This is a genomic window from Pantoea sp. alder81 (assembly GCF_020179835.1).
Lineage (GTDB): Bacteria > Pseudomonadota > Gammaproteobacteria > Enterobacterales > Enterobacteriaceae > Pantoea.
The window spans coordinates 191,596-208,153 of the sequence record NZ_JAIUDA010000004.1; the positions used below are offsets into that span (position 1 = coordinate 191,596).

General features: G+C 54.2%; 16 protein-coding genes. 8 read left to right on the top strand and 8 right to left on the bottom strand.

Going from position 1 to position 16,558, the window contains the following annotated elements; all coding sequences use genetic code 11:
• Window positions 1-40 precede the first annotated feature (40 nt).
• Both LBW88_RS13200 and LBW88_RS13205 read right to left on the bottom strand, forming a co-directional pair.
• The gene (locus LBW88_RS13200; protein WP_224932732.1) at window positions 41-1,222 is read right to left on the bottom strand and encodes an NAD(P)/FAD-dependent oxidoreductase; all 1,182 of its coding nucleotides are present in this window, start codon (window positions 1,220-1,222) and stop codon (window positions 41-43) included.
• A 117-nt stretch (window positions 1,223-1,339) separates the two neighbouring features.
• A complete protein-coding gene (locus tag LBW88_RS13205; RefSeq protein ID WP_224932733.1) occupies window positions 1,340-2,281 on the bottom strand; it encodes a 2-hydroxyacid dehydrogenase in 942 nt (313 codons plus the stop codon).
• Between the two features lie 242 nt (window positions 2,282-2,523).
• Here LBW88_RS13205 and LBW88_RS13210 point away from each other — a divergent pair, with 242 nt between their 5' ends.
• Genes LBW88_RS13210 through crtB form a run of 5 tightly spaced genes read left to right on the top strand, consistent with a single transcriptional unit; the run spans window position 2,524 to window position 8,288 of the window.
• A complete protein-coding gene (locus LBW88_RS13210; protein WP_224932734.1) occupies window positions 2,524-3,429 on the top strand; it encodes a polyprenyl synthetase family protein in 906 nt (301 codons plus the stop codon).
• 14 nt (window positions 3,430-3,443) lie between these two features.
• Complete coding sequence (locus LBW88_RS13215) at window positions 3,444-4,715, top strand: glycosyltransferase (protein WP_224932735.1); 1,272 nt, start codon at window positions 3,444-3,446, stop codon at window positions 4,713-4,715.
• Window positions 4,715-5,881 (top strand): lycopene beta-cyclase CrtY, encoded by a 1,167-nt coding sequence (crtY, locus tag LBW88_RS13220; RefSeq protein ID WP_224932736.1) that lies wholly within the window; start codon window positions 4,715-4,717, stop codon window positions 5,879-5,881. Before LBW88_RS13215 ends, crtY begins: the two co-directional genes overlap by 1 nt.
• On the top strand, window positions 5,881-7,362 hold the full coding sequence (locus LBW88_RS13225) for a phytoene desaturase (RefSeq protein WP_224932737.1): 1,482 nt from the start codon (window positions 5,881-5,883) through the stop codon (window positions 7,360-7,362). The genes crtY and LBW88_RS13225 overlap by 1 nt, the downstream gene beginning before the upstream one ends.
• Window positions 7,359-8,288, top strand: a complete 930-nt coding sequence (gene crtB / locus LBW88_RS13230) for a 15-cis-phytoene synthase CrtB (protein WP_224932738.1) — start codon at window positions 7,359-7,361, stop codon at window positions 8,286-8,288. Before LBW88_RS13225 ends, crtB begins: the two co-directional genes overlap by 4 nt.
• Here crtB and LBW88_RS13235 read toward each other — a convergent pair.
• The 3 genes from LBW88_RS13235 to LBW88_RS13245 all read right to left on the bottom strand — a co-directional run bounded on the left by LBW88_RS13235 (window position 8,227) and on the right by LBW88_RS13245 (window position 10,836).
• Window positions 8,227-8,757 carry a sterol desaturase family protein gene (locus LBW88_RS13235; protein ID WP_224932739.1) on the bottom strand — a complete coding sequence of 177 codons (531 nt, stop codon included), beginning with the start codon at window positions 8,755-8,757 and terminating at the stop codon, window positions 8,227-8,229. The two genes, crtB and LBW88_RS13235, sit on opposite strands and share 62 nt — an antisense overlap.
• 123 nt (window positions 8,758-8,880) lie before the next feature.
• Window positions 8,881-9,849 carry a nucleoside hydrolase gene (locus LBW88_RS13240; protein WP_224932740.1) on the bottom strand — a complete coding sequence of 323 codons (969 nt, stop codon included), beginning with the start codon at window positions 9,847-9,849 and terminating at the stop codon, window positions 8,881-8,883.
• 9 nt (window positions 9,850-9,858) lie between these two features.
• Window positions 9,859-10,836, bottom strand: coding sequence for a substrate-binding domain-containing protein (locus LBW88_RS13245; RefSeq protein ID WP_224932741.1), 978 nt, complete (start codon window positions 10,834-10,836; stop codon window positions 9,859-9,861).
• A gap of 531 nt (window positions 10,837-11,367) precedes the next feature.
• On the opposite strand from LBW88_RS13245, the gene LBW88_RS13250 reads away from it, so the two are divergent.
• A complete protein-coding gene (locus LBW88_RS13250; RefSeq protein WP_224932742.1) occupies window positions 11,368-12,558 on the top strand; it encodes a CynX/NimT family MFS transporter in 1,191 nt (396 codons plus the stop codon).
• A 2-nt stretch (window positions 12,559-12,560) separates the two neighbouring features.
• Here LBW88_RS13250 and sfnG read toward each other — a convergent pair whose 3' ends face one another.
• Window positions 12,561-13,649, bottom strand: coding sequence for a dimethylsulfone monooxygenase SfnG (gene sfnG, locus LBW88_RS13255; RefSeq protein ID WP_224932743.1), 1,089 nt, complete (start codon window positions 13,647-13,649; stop codon window positions 12,561-12,563).
• A gap of 218 nt (window positions 13,650-13,867) precedes the next feature.
• On the opposite strand from sfnG, the gene LBW88_RS13260 reads away from it, so the two are divergent.
• Complete coding sequence (locus LBW88_RS13260; RefSeq protein ID WP_224932744.1) at window positions 13,868-14,320, top strand: GNAT family N-acetyltransferase; 453 nt, start codon at window positions 13,868-13,870, stop codon at window positions 14,318-14,320.
• On the opposite strand, the gene LBW88_RS13265 is transcribed toward LBW88_RS13260, so the two are convergent.
• Complete coding sequence (locus LBW88_RS13265) at window positions 14,310-15,200, bottom strand: LysR family transcriptional regulator (protein WP_224932745.1); 891 nt, start codon at window positions 15,198-15,200, stop codon at window positions 14,310-14,312. The two genes, LBW88_RS13260 and LBW88_RS13265, sit on opposite strands and share 11 nt — an antisense overlap.
• A gap of 131 nt (window positions 15,201-15,331) precedes the next feature.
• Between LBW88_RS13265 and LBW88_RS13270 the strand changes: the two genes are divergently transcribed.
• A complete protein-coding gene (locus tag LBW88_RS13270) occupies window positions 15,332-16,174 on the top strand; it encodes an MBL fold metallo-hydrolase (protein WP_224932746.1) in 843 nt (280 codons plus the stop codon).
• Here LBW88_RS13270 and LBW88_RS13275 read toward each other — a convergent pair.
• Window positions 16,171-16,521 carry an ArsR/SmtB family transcription factor gene (locus LBW88_RS13275; RefSeq protein WP_224932747.1) on the bottom strand — a complete coding sequence of 117 codons (351 nt, stop codon included), beginning with the start codon at window positions 16,519-16,521 and terminating at the stop codon, window positions 16,171-16,173. The genes LBW88_RS13270 and LBW88_RS13275 overlap by 4 nt on opposite strands.
• Window positions 16,522-16,558: the final 37 nt, after the last annotated feature.

A 16,558-nucleotide genomic window follows, 5' to 3' on the forward strand; every position in this document is an offset into this window, starting at 1 on the left:
CAAATATGGCACAAAAATATCATTTTTAGGAAAAATGGCTTTATTGTGCCGCAGGAAAATTGCGCTTTATGGGTGCAAAATCACTGACGCTTTTGTCCAGCAAACGCTGAGGACGGAAATCTGCCAGCAGATCGCTACTCTGTTCCTGCACCAACTCCTGCGCCACCAGCTTGCCTATCAACGGTGACAGCGTGATCCCGCTGTGCGTCACTGCCACATAAACACGCTGATGAGGCGTGACAAAACCAATAGCGGGCAGTCCGTCTGCTGGCCGTGCACGTTGCCCGATTACAATGTTCTCAATCTGCAATTCGCCAGCACCGGCAAACAACGCGTGATAACGTTCGCGGAACTGCTGCGCAATATCTCCGTGTAAGGCAGGTGGCGAGGCAGGATCGGCAAGATCGTCCAGTTCCAGTGCTTGTAACAGCAATCTCCCTCCACCATCCGGGCGCACATTAAGCTGTGGCGAAATCAGATTGGCCGCCAGCGACAGCGGCTGTGGCGTAGTGCGCGCGAGGAAGCTACAGGCCACCGCGTTGGGTTTGCTGGTATCAAGTAGCGCCAGATCAACATTGAGGGTGTTAAGCAGTTGATTCGCCCAGCGGCCGGTGGCAATCACCACGCGATCGCCCTGCCACTTCTCGCCGTTTACCAGATGCAGCGTGACGCCATCAGCCTGTTCGCTAAGACGTTCAATCGCATGTTGTTGATGCAATATCGCCCCATTGGCACGCGCTTCAGACCAGAGTCGTGACATGTACAGCGCCGGATGCAATACCGATTCCGTTGGGAAATGCCAGACGCTTCCACTTACCGCCTGTGAACGCAGATCCGGCACTTCACGCTGCAGCGCATCCGGTGTCACTTCATGTGCGGGATAACCCAGCGATTGCAGTGAGGTAGCGCGTTGTAGCAGCCTCTGCTGCGCCTCGCCTTCTGCCGCCCACTCCCAGGTGCCACAGGTTTCCAGCCAGCGCAGACCATTGGTTTGCGAGAGCTGCAAACGAGTGTGTTCTTCCATTGAGAGGGCATTGAGCTGGTGATAACTGAGGGGTTGTTTACCGTTGGAATTGACCCAGGCGAAAGTGGTGCTGCTGGTGCCAGCACCGATATGCTGCTGCTCAAAAATCGTAACCTGTACGCCCTGCAAGGATAATGCGCGCGCCACCGCTAAACCGATGACGCCGCCGCCCACTATCGCAATCTTTTGAGTTGTCATGAATGGCTCCTGAATGAATAGCCCTATCATAACAACGTTCACCTGCAGAGATTGCAATCGCTATATAACGCTTATTGCGCAGGATATAAGAAAATCCTCTGACGCCAGAGAATAAATTTATACCGTCGTCAGCATTTTCCCATTTGAGAAATAGGCCAGCAAATTCTCCAGCACATTATTTGCCATGCCTTCACGGGTTTCATGGGTGGCACTCGCAATATGTGGGGTTAATAACACATTATCTAATTCACGCAGCGCAGGATGAATAACCGGTTCTTGCGGGAAAACATCCAGCGCGGCGCCTTTTATCACACCCTGCTGCAATGCCTGGATGAGATCGCTTTCATTCACGACCGTGCCGCGTGCAATGTTGATCAGCACACCCGATTTCCCCAACGCCGCCAGCACTTTTGCGTCCACCAGCTGGATATTCTCTGGACTACCTGGCAGCGCCAGCACCAGGAAATCGCTGAATGCCGCCAGCTGTTCAATGTTCTCACAGCGTTGGTAAGGCACATCTTTTTGACTACGCGCGGTATAAGCTATCTCCATACCGAATGCCTCAGCACGACGGGCAATCGCCTGACCAATCGCACCCAAGCCCGCGATGCCCATGCGTTTCCCGCTGGCTTTACTGGAAAGCGAAGTGCCGGTGTTTTCCCACGCCCCAGAGCGGGCGAACTGATGATTGGCCACCAGGTTGCGTGAAAAGGCTAATGTCAGCGTCATGGCTAAATCGGCGACATCATCGGTAAGAATATCGCTGGTGATGCTGACCTGAATATCATGTTTAGCCGTGTAATTCAGATCGATACGATCGGTTCCCACACCAAACACCGCAATGGCTTTACAGGCAGGCAACTGTTCCAGAATCGACGTTTCTACACCCACGTCACCGCGCGTCACGATGCCCTGAATCTCTTTGCCCTGGCGCTGAAGAAATAGCGCAGTGTCCTGCTCATCATATAAACGGTGGCAATGAAAATGTTGCGAGAGTTTTTCGTCCAGCTGCGGCATCAGTGGCTGGATAATCAGAATATGGGGTTGCGAAGACATCATTATTTTCCCGAATGGATGTGCATGTCGTTCCAGACTACCGGATGAATTTATGTTACGGCACCCCTGTTACTTTTTTCGCTAATAAGATCACGGGGAAAGTGAGATGAATCTCGAGAAATAATTCGGTTGTCATTTCGGATCTGTCTTTACCGTAATGCGTTGAGCACGCTGGCGAACTCACCTTACGCAGTCTACGGTTAATAAAAAAACCATAACAATTCAACTTACCATGGAAAGCCGCTATGACCGCCCATGTCGACATCACAGCAAGCCAGGAACACGAACTTCACTCTTTGCAGCAATTATTGCAGGCGCATTTTGAGCAATTGCTGCCTGCGGGCCAGCCGACCGATCAGGTTCGTGCCGCAATGCGCGCCGGTGCGCTGGCGCCGGGTAAACGCATCCGTCCGCTGCTGCTGTTGTTGGCTGCGCGGGATATGGGCTGTAATGCATCGCAACATGGCATTCTTGATCTCGCCTGCGCAGTTGAAATGGTGCATGCCGCGTCGCTGATCCTCGATGATATTCCCTGCATGGATAATGCTCAGATGCGACGCGGTCGCCCAACGGTACATCGCGAATTTGGCGAAAGCGTGGCGATTCTGGCAGCGATTGCCCTGCTGAGCCGCGCCTTTGAAGTGATCGCCGTTGCGCCGGGTTTAGCCGACCTGCAGAAATCAGAGGCGATTGCCGAACTCTCTTCTGCCGTGGGTTTACAAGGTTTGGTGCAGGGCCAATTCCAGGATCTGCACCAGGGCACGCAATCGCGTAGTCCGGAAGCCGTGGCACTCACTAATGAACTCAAAACCAGCGTGCTGTTCCGTGCCACCTTGCAAATTGCGGCGATTGCCGCGGAAGCAACCCCCGCTATGCGCCAGAAACTCAGCTACTTCGCGCAGGATTTAGGTCAGGCTTTCCAGCTACTCGACGATCTCGCAGACGGCAGTAAACACACCGGTAAGGACATCAATCAGGATCAGGGAAAATCGACGCTGGTACAGATGCTTGGTTCTGAAGGTGCTGAACGCCGTCTGCGTGACCATTTGCGCAGTGCGGATGCGCATCTTGCCTGCGTCTGCCATCGTGGTATTGCTACCCGCCAATATATGCACGCCCTGTTTAATCAACAGCTGGCGATGTTTCACTGATCGCGGCGCTGCCAATGGGGCATTTTGCCGTGATTGCGCCACCACTGTACAGCCACTTCCACGCGCTGCAGGCGTTGTCGCAGACGCTGATTGCGCGTGGCCACCGCATCACCTTTGTCCAACAGGACGATGCACGCCACCTGCTTGACGATGGATGCGTAAGTTTCAGCACTGTCGGTGAGCGCAGCCATCCGCCCGGCTCTTTAGCGCGGGTATTACAGCATCTGGCCTCGCCACTCTCTTTATGGCGTGTAATCGGTGATATCGCGGACAGTACCGATATGCTGTGTCGTGAACTGCCAGCGCGCTTAACCTCGTTGCAAGTCGATGGTGTGATCACCGATCAAATGGAGGCGGCAGGCGGATTAGTTGCCGAAGCGTTGCAACTGCCCTTTGTTTCAGTGGCCTGTGCATTACCGGTCAATCGCGAACCTGGCATTCCCCTGGCGGTGATGCCGTTTCGTTTCGGCCAGGATGATAAAGCACTGCAACGTTTTCAGGCCAGCCAGGATATTTATGATCGCCTGATGCAGCGCCACGGCGCGGTGATCAGTCACCATGCGCAAAAATGGGGATTGCCCGATCGCCACAGCCTGCATCAGTGTTTGTCACCGCTAGCGCAGATTAGCCAGCTCGTTCCAGCATTTGATTTTCCGCGCCAGCATCTGCCCAACTGTTTTCATTCCGTTGGACTGCTGCGCGCATCAAAACCGCCCCGCGCAGCCACGGCCCCCTGGCCTGAGTTGCGACAGCCGGTGGTTTATGCCTCTTTTGGTACCTTGCAAGGCCATCGTTTTCGCTTGTTCCTGCATCTCGCGCAAGCTTGCCGCAATCAGCAACTCTCGTTAGTCATCGCCCATTGTGGCGGCCTGGACGCCGATCAGGTGCACCAACTGGAGCGCGCCGGTGCCGCGTGGGTAACCGATTTTCTTGATCAGCAGGCCGCGCTGCAACATGCGCAACTGTTCATCACTCATGCCGGACTCAACAGCACATTAGAATCACTGGAATGGGGCACCCCGATGCTGGCGCTGCCGCTGGCTTTTGACCAGCCCGGCGTGGCGTCACGTATTGCCTGGCACGGCGTCGGGCATCGCGCATCTCGCTTTAGCCGCGTGCATCAACTGGAGCTGCACCTGCAGCAACTTCTGGCGGATGAGGGCTATCGGCTGCGGAGCTCGCCGATTCAGGCGCAGCTTCAGCGCGCCGGTGGTTGCGAGCGCGCCGCAGACATTGTGGAGCAGGCATTAGGCCAGCAACGCGTTGTACTGGCGGAGGCGACCTGATGCCCGAACATTATGACGTGATTTTAGTGGGCGCTGGATTGGCTAACGGACTGATTGCATTGAAGCTACGTCAAAGCCAGCCGCAGTTGCGTATTCTTTTACTGGAAAGCCACACGCATCCGGCAGGCAATCATACCTGGTCCTTCCATCAGGACGATCTCAGCCCGGAACAGCTTCACTGGTTACAACCGTTGATTGCCTATCGCTGGCCGGGTTATCAGGTGCGTTTCCCCGCACTGCGCCGAAATCTAAATGAGGAATATTGCTCAATCACCTCTGCGGATTTTGCCCAACGGCTTTATGAGGTCATGGCGGAAGATCTGTGGATCGATACCCCGGTGAATGAGGTGCGACCCACACAGGTCACCCTTGCAGACGATCGCGTGCTGCATGCTGCAGTGGTGATTGACGGTCGTGGCCTGCAACACACGCCGCATCTTCAACTCGGCTATCAGGCCTTTGTCGGTCAGGAGTGGCATCTGGCTAAGCCTCACGGTTTAACGCAGCCAATTTTGATGGATGCCACCGTCGATCAGCAGCAAGGCTACCGTTTTGTTTACACCTTACCGTTGAGTGCGGATCGTCTTTTAATTGAAGATACGCACTACATCAATCAGCCCACGCTGGCAGAGCACACCGCGCGGCAGAATATCGCCGACTACGCCAAAGCGTACCACTGGCCATTGAGTCTTCTGCTGCGGGAAGAGCAAGGTTCGCTGCCGATCACGTTGAGTGGCGATATCGATGCTTTCTGGCAGCAACAGCGTGGTCAGCCATGCAGCGGGTTACGCGCGGGCTTGTTTCACGCCACCACCGGCTACTCGTTGCCCACGGCCATATCGCTGGCGGAGTTGACCGCTGGGTTACTGCCCTGTGATGCGGCAACGCTCAGTCGCGCCATCGAACAGTTTGCGCGCGAGCAATGGCGAACGCAGCGTTTTTTCCGTCTTCTCAACCGGATGCTGTTTTTGGCCGGACGCCCGGAGCAACGCTGGCGTGTGATGCAGCGCTTTTACCGGCTCGATGCCGAATTAATCAGCCGCTTTTACGCCGGGCAACTCCGCCTCAGCGACAAAGCGCGCATTTTATGTGGCAAACCGCCGGTGCCGATCGGCGAAGCGGTACGCGCACTGATGATGACCTCTTCTAAACCAGGGAAGAAATAATGACACGCACCTATGTGATTGGCGCCGGTTTTGGCGGCCTGGCGCTGGCTATCCGGCTACAGGCGGCAGGCATTCCCACCACGCTACTTGAGCAGCGCGATAAACCCGGCGGACGCGCCTATGCCTGGCAGGAACAAGGCTTTACTTTTGATGCCGGGCCAACGGTGATCACCGATCCCACGGCGATTGAAGAGCTGTTTACGCTGGCCGGAAAATCACTCAGCGATTATGTCGAGTTAATGCCGGTTACGCCCTTCTATCGTTTGTGCTGGGAAGACGGTAAGCAGCTCAACTATGACAACAATCAACCGCTGCTGGAGCAGCAGATTGCCAACTTCAATCCGGCCGATGTGGCAGGTTATCGCCAGTTCCTCGCCTACTCACGCGAGGTGTTTAAAGAGGGCTATCTGAAACTGGGCACAGTACCTTTTTTGCATTTCCGTGACATGCTGCGCGCCGGCCCTCAGCTCGGCCGATTGCAGGCGTGGCGCAGCGTTTACAGTATGGTGGCGAAATTTATACAGGACGATCACCTGCGCCAGGCATTCTCTTTTCACTCGCTGCTGGTTGGCGGTAATCCTTTTGCAACGTCTTCGATTTATACCTTGATTCATGCACTGGAACGCGAATGGGGCGTATGGTTTCCGCGTGGCGGTACCGGCGCACTGGTGCAGGGTATGGCAAAGCTGTTTACCGACCTCGGTGGCGAACTGTTACTTAACGCTGAAGTAAGCCAGCTTGAGACGCAGGGCAATCGGATCAGTGCAGTGCAGCTGAAAGACGGTCGCCATTTTGCGGCAAAAGCCGTGGCATCGAATGCTGATGTGGTGCATACCTATGATCGGTTGCTGCGTGGGCACCCCGCCGCCGGTAAACGCGCCGCCACGCTGAAACGTAAACGCATGAGTAACTCGTTATTTGTCCTTTACTTCGGTCTGAATCATCCGCATTCACAGTTGGCGCATCACACCGTGTGTTTTGGCCCGCGCTATCGCGAACTGATTGACGAGATTTTCAATAGCGACCAGCTTTCAGACGATTTTTCGCTTTATCTGCATGCGCCCTGCTCCAGCGATCCCTCACTGGCTCCGGCAGGCTGTGGCAGTTTTTACGTATTGGCACCGGTGCCGCATCTCGGCACGGCGGCGATCGACTGGCAACAGGAAGGACCGCGTTTACGCGATCGCATTTTTGCTTATCTGGAGGAGCACTATATGCCGAGACTACGTCAGCAACTGGTGACGCACCGCATGTTTACGCCGTTTGATTTTCGCGACACGCTGCACGCCCATCAGGGTTCAGCGTTTTCGCTGGAACCGATTTTGACGCAGAGCGCGTGGTTCCGCCCGCATAACCGCGATGCAGATATTGCTAATCTCTATCTGGTCGGGGCCGGCACACACCCTGGCGCCGGTGTACCTGGTGTGATTGGCTCGGCGAAAGCTACTGCGCAGTTGATGCAGGAGGATCTTGCTGGATGAATCGCCAACCCTTGCTTGAGCAAGTGACTCAGACCATGGCGGTCGGCTCGAAAAGCTTTGCCACCGCTGCGAAATTATTCGATGCGCCCACGCGCCGCAGCACACTGATGCTGTATGCGTGGTGTCGTCACTGTGACGATGTGATTGACGGACAAACGCTGGGCGAAGGCGGTACACAGCATGTTGTGGAAGATGCCGAAGCACGCATGCTGCATCTGCAAATTGAAACTCGCCGCGCCTACAGCGGTGCGCACATGGATGAGCCAGCCTTTAAGGCGTTCCAGGAAGTGGCCTTAATCCACCAGTTACCTCCCCAACTGGCGTTCGATCATCTGGAGGGCTTTGCGATGGATGCGCGTGAGGCGCGCTACGTAACGTTCGAGGATACCCTACGTTATTGCTATCACGTTGCGGGAGTAGTCGGCCTGATGATGGCTCGCGTAATGGGAGTTCGCGATGAAGCGGTGCTGGACCGCGCCTGCGATTTGGGGCTGGCCTTCCAGCTCACCAACATTGCGCGTGACATCGTTGAGGATGCGCAGAATGGACGCTGTTACCTGCCGCAAAGCTGGCTGGATGAAGCGGGCTTAACTGGCCAGAACCTGGCCGATCCGCAACATCGCGCCGTCCTGGCGCCTCTGGCGGCGCGACTGGTGAGCGAGGCGGAACCCTATTATCACTCGGCACGCTCTGGTTTACCTGGGTTGCCGCTGCGCTCCGCGTGGGCTATTGCCACCGCGCGCGGCGTCTATCGTGAAATCGGTGTGAAGGTGCAACATGCGGGTGAACACGCCTGGGACACGCGACAACGCACCAGCAGCGGCGAAAAACTGACGCTGCTGGTGAAAGGTGCCGGACTGGCGCTTACTTCTCGGCTGACTCGTCCGGAGTCACGTCCTGAGGGGTTGTGGCAGCGTCCGCGTTAACAGACTTGTGGCGCTGTCTAAGCGCCGCCTGCAACTTATGCAACGGCGGCGCATAGAGAAAGCCGAATGAGACGCACCCCTCGCGCCCCCGCACCGCATGATGCATGCGGTGCGCCATATACAGGCGCTTAAGGTAACCTTTCCGCGGAATGTAGCGGAACGGCCAGCGCTGATGCACCAGGCCATCGTGCACCATAAAATAGAGTGCGCCGTACAAGGTCACGCCCGCGCCAATCCACTGTAGCGGCCAATAGCCGTTTACACCGATGTAAATCAGCGCAATCGCCATGAACATAAACACCACGGCATAGAGATCGTTTAGTTCAAACTTACCGTCGTGCGGTTCATGGTGTGACAAATGCCAGCCCCAGCCCCAACTGTGCATGATGTACTTATGCGACAGCGCCGCCACCACTTCCATCACCACCACTGACGCCAGCAAAATCAGCGTATTCCATAACCAATGCATCGTGCGTCCATTTGTGTTGAAAGGAGGCTTTAAAGGTGGACGCGGATGGAGGGAGAGGCAAGTCAATTCGGGGAAAATTTAGCTTTCATGTTTGATGGACGCACACCGTGCGCCCATCAAATACTAGCGGGTAATGATTTTCACGATATCGCTGACGATCTTATGCCCATCAATCCGCGTACACACATGAACATTGGCAGGTACATCACGCAGCGGCACGGTTTGACCCAGGGTTAATCGCCCGGCGGTTTCAATACCAATCGCCATTGCGGTAAATTCCCCTACCTGTGCATCCGCTGCAACGGCGACCGCGAGCGGATCGTACAACACGCACCCTTCCGACCAGTCAAACATTGGCGCGTCGAAGTAGCAGGCGCACACTTGCTTAAACAGTTGATTAAGCGGCTTGTCATCACCAATACCAACCAGATGTTCACGCGTCAGGACTAATCCAGCATCCGCGTTGGTGACATCCAGACTGACCATCGAGAGTGGAATTCCCGAACGGAATACAATGTCAGCGGCTTGCGGATCGAACCAGATATTGCACTCCGCTACCGGCGTGATATTGCCGCGACCCCATTTCGCATCAATGCCTAACGCACCTGCCATCATTACGACGTCTTTGATCAATGGCGCGATATCGGGCGCCTTAATCAGTGCCAGCGCGAGGTTACTCTGTGCGCCGATACACACCAGCGTGATTTCGCCCGGATGCTGGCGTACCAAATCAATGATCAACTCACTGGCGTGCTGACCACAGTGTGAATCTTCCAGCGCGGGCAGCGCAATACTGCCTTCCTGCCCACGCGGACCTTGATATGCCTTTTGCAGCAGCTCGGGTAAGGCGCCGCTCATCGGCGTTGCCTGCCCTATCGCGACCGGGATATCACTACGCCCTGCTACCTGCAGAATACGGGTGGCACAGCGCGCACCCAGCGCCGGCGGGCAATTGCCAAACACGGTGGTAATGGCCAGTAAATCCAGCCGCGGATCTTGTAGAGCCAGCATGATGGCGATGGGATCGTCTGCATCGGTGCCGGGAATCCCGATAGCCGGATCGGTATCAATAATGATTTTACGTGCGCTCACAGTCACTCCTTACAGGCCCATTTTGATCAGTTTCTGCATGTTGTCTTTGTCCAGACTTTCCAGGCTGTCACCAAACAGTGTGTGATTGGCGTTATCGACGCGCATTTTGCCCATACCTTCTATTTGCGTGCTTTCTGTTATCGGTTTGCCCTCTGCCACCATTTTGCCGATGCGCACAAACAACTCACCTGCGGTCATTGGATTCCAGATATAGCCGCCTTTAATGTTGCCGTTACGCACCAGGGTCTGAGCCTGACTTGGGCTGTAAGCCCCCACTACGCACACTTTGTCTTTAGCACCCCGTTCCTGCACCGCACGGCCTGCACCCACCGGGCCTGGCGAACCAAATGCCATCATCCCTTTGAAATCAGGATATTTGAGCATCATCTCTTTGGTGACGCGCATCGAATCATCCACTGATTCACCCGTACCGAATAGATCGCCGACCTGCTGCATTTTTGGATAATGCTGTTTCTGATAATCAATGGCGGACTGCGCCCATACGCGGTGCAGCGGGATGGTTAAACTGCCGACGATAATGGAATACTGCCCCTGCTCGTGCATACATTGCGCCATGAGTTGCATATGACGCTCGCCGAAGGATTTCGCATCCACCAATTCAAAATCCCAGTCGGCATATTTCTGACCCGGTGATTCATGCACGATAACTTTGATGCCGGCATCTTTGGCTTTTTTCAGCACCGGCTCCAGCGCGGCCGGATCGACAGGCACCACACCAATGATATCCACCTTCTGCACAATCAGGTCTTCGATAGCTTTCACCTGCTGTGCCGGATCCTGCGCGATCGGGCCGACCTGCCACGCATTGATACCTTCTTTAGCCGCCTCCTTTTTGATGCCCTCTTCCATCGAGTTAAACCAGGCGTTGCCGCCCACTTTGACTACCACGCCCATTTTGAGCGGTTCTGCAGCGAAGGCGCTGCTGCAAAGGGCAAGAGAGATTAAGGCTGCTGATATTTTTTTCATTATGTTCACCATTATTGTCTTTGTAGGTTTTTGAAATGTCGGAGGAAGACATAACGTGCTGGTCGGTAAAAAATTGTGCTAACGAGGAAATAAGTTAGAGGAATCGTTGGGTGAAAATTGTGCACAGGCCGAGATTATCCGCACGGACTTTAGCTTGATGGCCAGTTGTGAGAACGATCCGAGATCAAATGCAAAATGGATGTGGTTGCATTTTAATCAGCGAGATTCATCACAACTGAATGGATTAAACTGCATTGCAATTTTCACTATCCGGATTAGCGAGAAATGAATCAGCAAAAGGTTGATGCCCGAGTGTGACGGTTTATGTGTGGATGACTGTTTTATGCACATTCCCGGCGATGCCTTCGATGAATATAGAGACCGACTGCAATAAGGCTGAAAACTTTACAATTCAAAATGTCCTCGCTAGTATTCCCCCCTCTCAGCGGAAATGAACTGCTGCGTAAGCGTTAACGTCAATCAACGCACCATATGCAGAATTGTTCTGCCTCAACTCTATGGTGCGCAAATATGTCCCATACCGCTATTGCCCAAAATCCTGCCCTGCGACGCGCGGGTTTTTTCCTGTTTCTTTTGCTGCTTACTGCCGCCAATCTGCGCACGCCAATTACAGCCACCGGACCCATACTGGAGAATATCCGCGCCAGTTTTGGACTGAGCGCCAGTGCTGCAGGCGTGATCAACTTCTTACCGCTGCTGATGTTCGCCACACTGGCACCGCCTGCTGCCTGGTTTGGTAATCGTTTTGGTCTGGAACGCAGTTTGTGGGGCTCACTGCTGCTGATCACGCTGGGGTCGCTGCTGCGCATTTCCGGCAGTGAAAACGCCATGTGGGCGGGTACGTTGATTCTGAGCTCCGGTATTGCCGCCGCCAACGTATTGCTGCCGCCACTGATCAAGCGTGACTTTACCGAGCACACAGCGCGCTACATCGGGTTGTATGCCATGGTGATGGGAATTTCAGCCAGTATCGCATCAGGCATTGCGGTGCCTTTGGCTGAGGCCAGCTCAGCAGGCTGGCGCCTGTCGCTCGCGGTGTGGTTAGTGCCGGCGTTTATCGCCCTGTTCGCCTGGCTGCCTTATCTGAAAAAATCGGGTCCGCAAGCACACGCGGCAGCAACCCACAGCGTGACGCGCTCGCCCTGGCGTTCAGCATTGGGCTGGCAGGTTTCGCTGTTTATGGCCAGTCAGTCACTGCTGTTTTATACCCTGATTGGCTGGTTCACGCCGTTTGCGCAAGACAACGGCATCAGTCAGATCGAAGCGGGCGGCATGCTATTCGTCTATCAGATTGTTGCCATTGTCTCCAATCTCGCCTGCATGAGCGCCCTAAAGCGGCTGCGTGACCAGCGTGCCATTGGCTTTGTCGCTTCATCTTTGATTTTTGCTGCAGTGCTCGGCTTACTGTTGCTGCCGTCATGGTCGCTTTTGTGGTTGATTCTGGCTGGACTTGGTGCGGGCGCATCGCTGGTGATCAGCCTGTCGTTGTTTAATCTGCGCACCCAGGATCATCGCCAGGCATCGAAACTCTCCGGTATGGCGCAATGTGTCGGCTATGGACTAGCAGCACTTGGCCCGCTGTGTTTCGGCATGCTGCACGATGCCAGCGGCAACTGGCTGGTGCCGCTGATCATGCTGCTGGCGGTCACAGTGGTTCAGATGGTGATGGCGCTACTGGCGGGCCGCGCCCGCCATATTTGATGTCAGGCCGATATCCGACTCTCCTGCCGTTCGAGTTCACGCATTAGCGGAATCACTTCGCGGCCGAAGAACTCGACGTCCTCATGGAAGTGCAGAAATGCCAGCAGCAGCAAATCGACGCCTGCGCGCTTCAACGCCATGATGCGCTCGGCGATCTGTTGCGGGGTGCCGATTAAATTGGTCTTAAAGCCGTCGTTATACTGCACCAGATCTTCAAACGACGATTTTGCCCAGTTGCCCTCACCTTCTGGTGACGCACTTCCTGCGTTTTTCACCTCATACTGGAAACCTTTAACGGCATCCGGATTGGCTTTTGCGATGATTTCCTGCAATACAGCCTGGGCTTCCTGCTCAGTATCACGGACGATGACAAATCCGTTTAAACCGATTTTAACCTGATGTCCGTTGGTGTCTGCTTTCGCCTGAATGTCATCAACTTGCTGTCGCACACCTTCAGGCGTATTGCCGTTAGTGAAATACCAGTCCGAAACGCGCGCCGCCATATCACGCGCTGCACGTGAGCTGCCGCCCTGGAAGATTTCAGGTAAGGGTGAAAGGGGTTTAGGTTTTAACGCGTAGTCGCGGAATCGATAAAAATCTCCTGCAAAGGTGAAACTGCCTTCGCGCCAGATACCTTTAAGGCAACGAATAAACTCTTCAGACCTTAAGTAACGCTCTTCATGATCGAGCCAGGGCTCGCCTATCGCTTTAAATTCTCCGCGGAACCAGCCGCTGACAATGTTAACGGCAATGCGTGGACCGTAAAGATGGCTGATGGTAGCAATCTGCTTGGCGGCCAGCACGGGATTCCATGGGCCGGGCAGAAGCGCGGCAATCACTTTGAGCTTTGAGGTGTGGCTAAGCAAATCCTGCGAAAAGGTCACCGATTCATGCTGGTTATCAGCACCGTAACCAGCGGTAAATCGAATCTGCGTCAGGGCATAGTCGAACCCTGCCTTCTCAGCGATTTTTGCCAGTTCACGGTTATACTCCGCATCCCAACGCGTGCGCTGTTCAATCTGACTGATCACTAATCCACCGGACACATTGGGCACCCAGTAAGCAAACTGCAGGGGGGTCTGTTCAGACATCGGCTTCTCCTGTCGATATATAGCCTAAAAGCATGAATTTTTGATCGTTCCAATCTTTTCAATATATAAAGGGTCATGCAGTAGCTGTGCCAGAATTGTGTAATGCTTAATCGATTGATTTTATTTAGATGAGAGCGATACTAAACAGCCGAGAAGTTGCACATACAACAGCAGTTGTTAATCAGCCGCTGCAATTGCAACTGTTGCAGGAGTGTAAATTGAATCTTCGCGTTGAAAAAATCACCCCGGCTATCCCTGGCTTTTCGCAATTAAAAGCAGAGAGCATGTACCTGGGATTTAATATGCTTCGCAGGCTCGATGACAACTGGCGAAACGGCACTAATCGTTTCGATCTTCCCGGCGAAAAGCTGTTGGGGCTGTTTTCAGACAATGAACTGATTGGCGTTGGCGGCTTGAACCAGGACCCATTTATGGCGAATTGTCGGGCTGGCAGGGTTCGTCATCTTTATCTGGCTCAACGCTATCGCGGTATGAAGCTGGGAACGTTGTTACTGCAACAGATCATTAAGGATGCCGAAATCCACTTTGCATTGATTAATTCCCATGCACCAAGCACAGCGTTTTCATTTTATGAACGGGCGGGTTTTCATTGCTTAGTGGATCAGGAGATCAGCACGCATCGGCTACAACTCGTTGTAGTTATTGAGTGAGATGGCGCGAATTCCCATTCTGCAACGCGGCAATAAACTCCTGCATCAGCGGCCTGTTATCGTCCTTCCGCCACACGGCATATAAGGTGATCTCCAGCGGCAGCCAAGGCAGCATCACCAGCGAAACGGCATCGGCCACCCGACTCGCCAGGCTTTGCTGAATGAATGTGAAACCCAGCCCCGCTTCAACGCAGGCAAGGGCAGCCATCGGCCCGCTCACCTCGAAGGTAATATCCGGCTGAAAACCTGCTTGCTCACATGCCTCAAGCAATCGTGCACGGGCGGCCGGGTTCAGTTGTGCGTGGTCGGCTATCCAGCGTTGTTTTTGTAAATCAGCGGGTGTGGGTGCTGCAATGGCCTGTGCTTTCGGCATCGCTAGCAGGATCGGTTCTGTCAGCACTTGTTTCTGCGAGAACAGGTTGCCTTTTTCGGGAGGGGTATGCAGCAGCGCGACATCCAGCGCCTTTTCCTCGAGCAGTTCGCGCTGTTGTCTGGAACGCATGGCGTGCAGATGTATCGCGATGCCTCTCATCTGATCAATCCGCGCAATCGCCTCTGGCAGTATGCGTGAGTGTATCGCCGCCTCAACATAACCGATATCCAATCGTCCAATATCAACCTGCGTCAGGGTGCGACCGTAATCGGCGAGACGCGCGTGGTGTTGCAGAAAAGGCGTGACCTCATCCAGAAATTTTCGCCCGGCTTCCGTTAACCGCAGGCGCTTTTTCTCACGATGAAACAGCGTGACACCTAACTCACTCTCAAGTTGTTGGATTTGCCTGCTCAGTGGGGATGCCGAGATATGCAGTTTTTCCGCCGCCTGACCGACATGTTCCAGCAGCGCCACAGTGGCGAAAGATCGCAGTAATTTAATGTCCACAGCTATTTTGGTCTCAACTCAGTCGAAAATGATGATAGTCACACCCATCGGTTCACTGCAATATTTCATTGGTGATGCAGCTTAATGATTAAACAGTGTTTTCTCTTCCGATGATGAACAAGGCGATAATGATGGTTAAACCCTCCTCCTCTCAGCGCGTGGGCAAGTATCTGATCACGGCGATCAGTGACGGCACTATGAAAGCCAGCCTGGCGCTGCTCTCCGGCATTGATATCCCCGTAGCAGAGTCAATACAAGAGCAATCGGGTATCGATGTGCCGGGTGATATTCATATTTATTGTTATCTGATTCGCGGTGAAGGACGCACGATCCTGATCGATAGCGGTATGGGTGCCGTCAATCATATTGGCGGGGAATTACAGCCTAACTTGATAGCGTTGGGTGTTGACCCCAAAGCCATTGATACCCTGTTGCTGACGCATTGCCATCCCGATCATATTGGTGGCTTACTTAATGCCAACGGGCAACCCGCCTTCGTGAACGCGCAACTCTATTTGCCTCCGGCTGAAGCGGCATTTTGGCTGGATGACAAAAGACTCGAAACAATGAACGAACGAACGCAAAGAAATGCCTTGCTGGTGCGTCGAACGATGGATGCTTATCGGCCCAATCTGCACCTGATTGAGCAGGACAACATCAATGCGGATATTCGGGCCATCAATTTACCCGGCCACACTCCGGGCCATACCGGATACCTGATTGATTCATGCGATGAGCGTTTACTGATTTGGGGCGATATTGTGCACTACCCGCATATCCAGTTAGCCCGACCAGAGGTTTCCATTTCCTTTGATAACGATGCGGCACTGGCCGAAGCCACGCGCAAATCAATTCTCGAACAGGTTTCAAGGGACAAAACGCGGGTAGCAGGCATGCATTTTGGCGCATCGGCATTTGGCTATATTGAGGGTGATGTGCACTCCGGTTATCTGCTGCGGCCAAAAACTGATTAAGACGCTGAGCTGTGAAAGTCGTTGACGGTGCCACGCGTCAGATGATCCTGCGTGGTCGCTGTAAGAAAGGCTTCCAGCAGCCCGGGGAAGCGCGCGTTCAGATCGTCACGACGCAGTGATAACAGATTTTCACGGCCGGAAGGCTTCTGCCAGATGACACCACTGTCACGCAGCACGCGCCAGTGATGGGTTAAAGTGGATTTGGACACGCCTTTGAGCAGCGATCCGCAGGTATGATCACCGCCATCCGCCAGGATATTAACCACGCTCATGCGCATCGGGTTGCCGAGCGCGGCCAATACATTTTCCAGACGGATTTCATCGCGCTGCGGGTGATTCTCCAGCATAAGCTGCCTCATGATAGTTCGTATAAATACGAAGTAT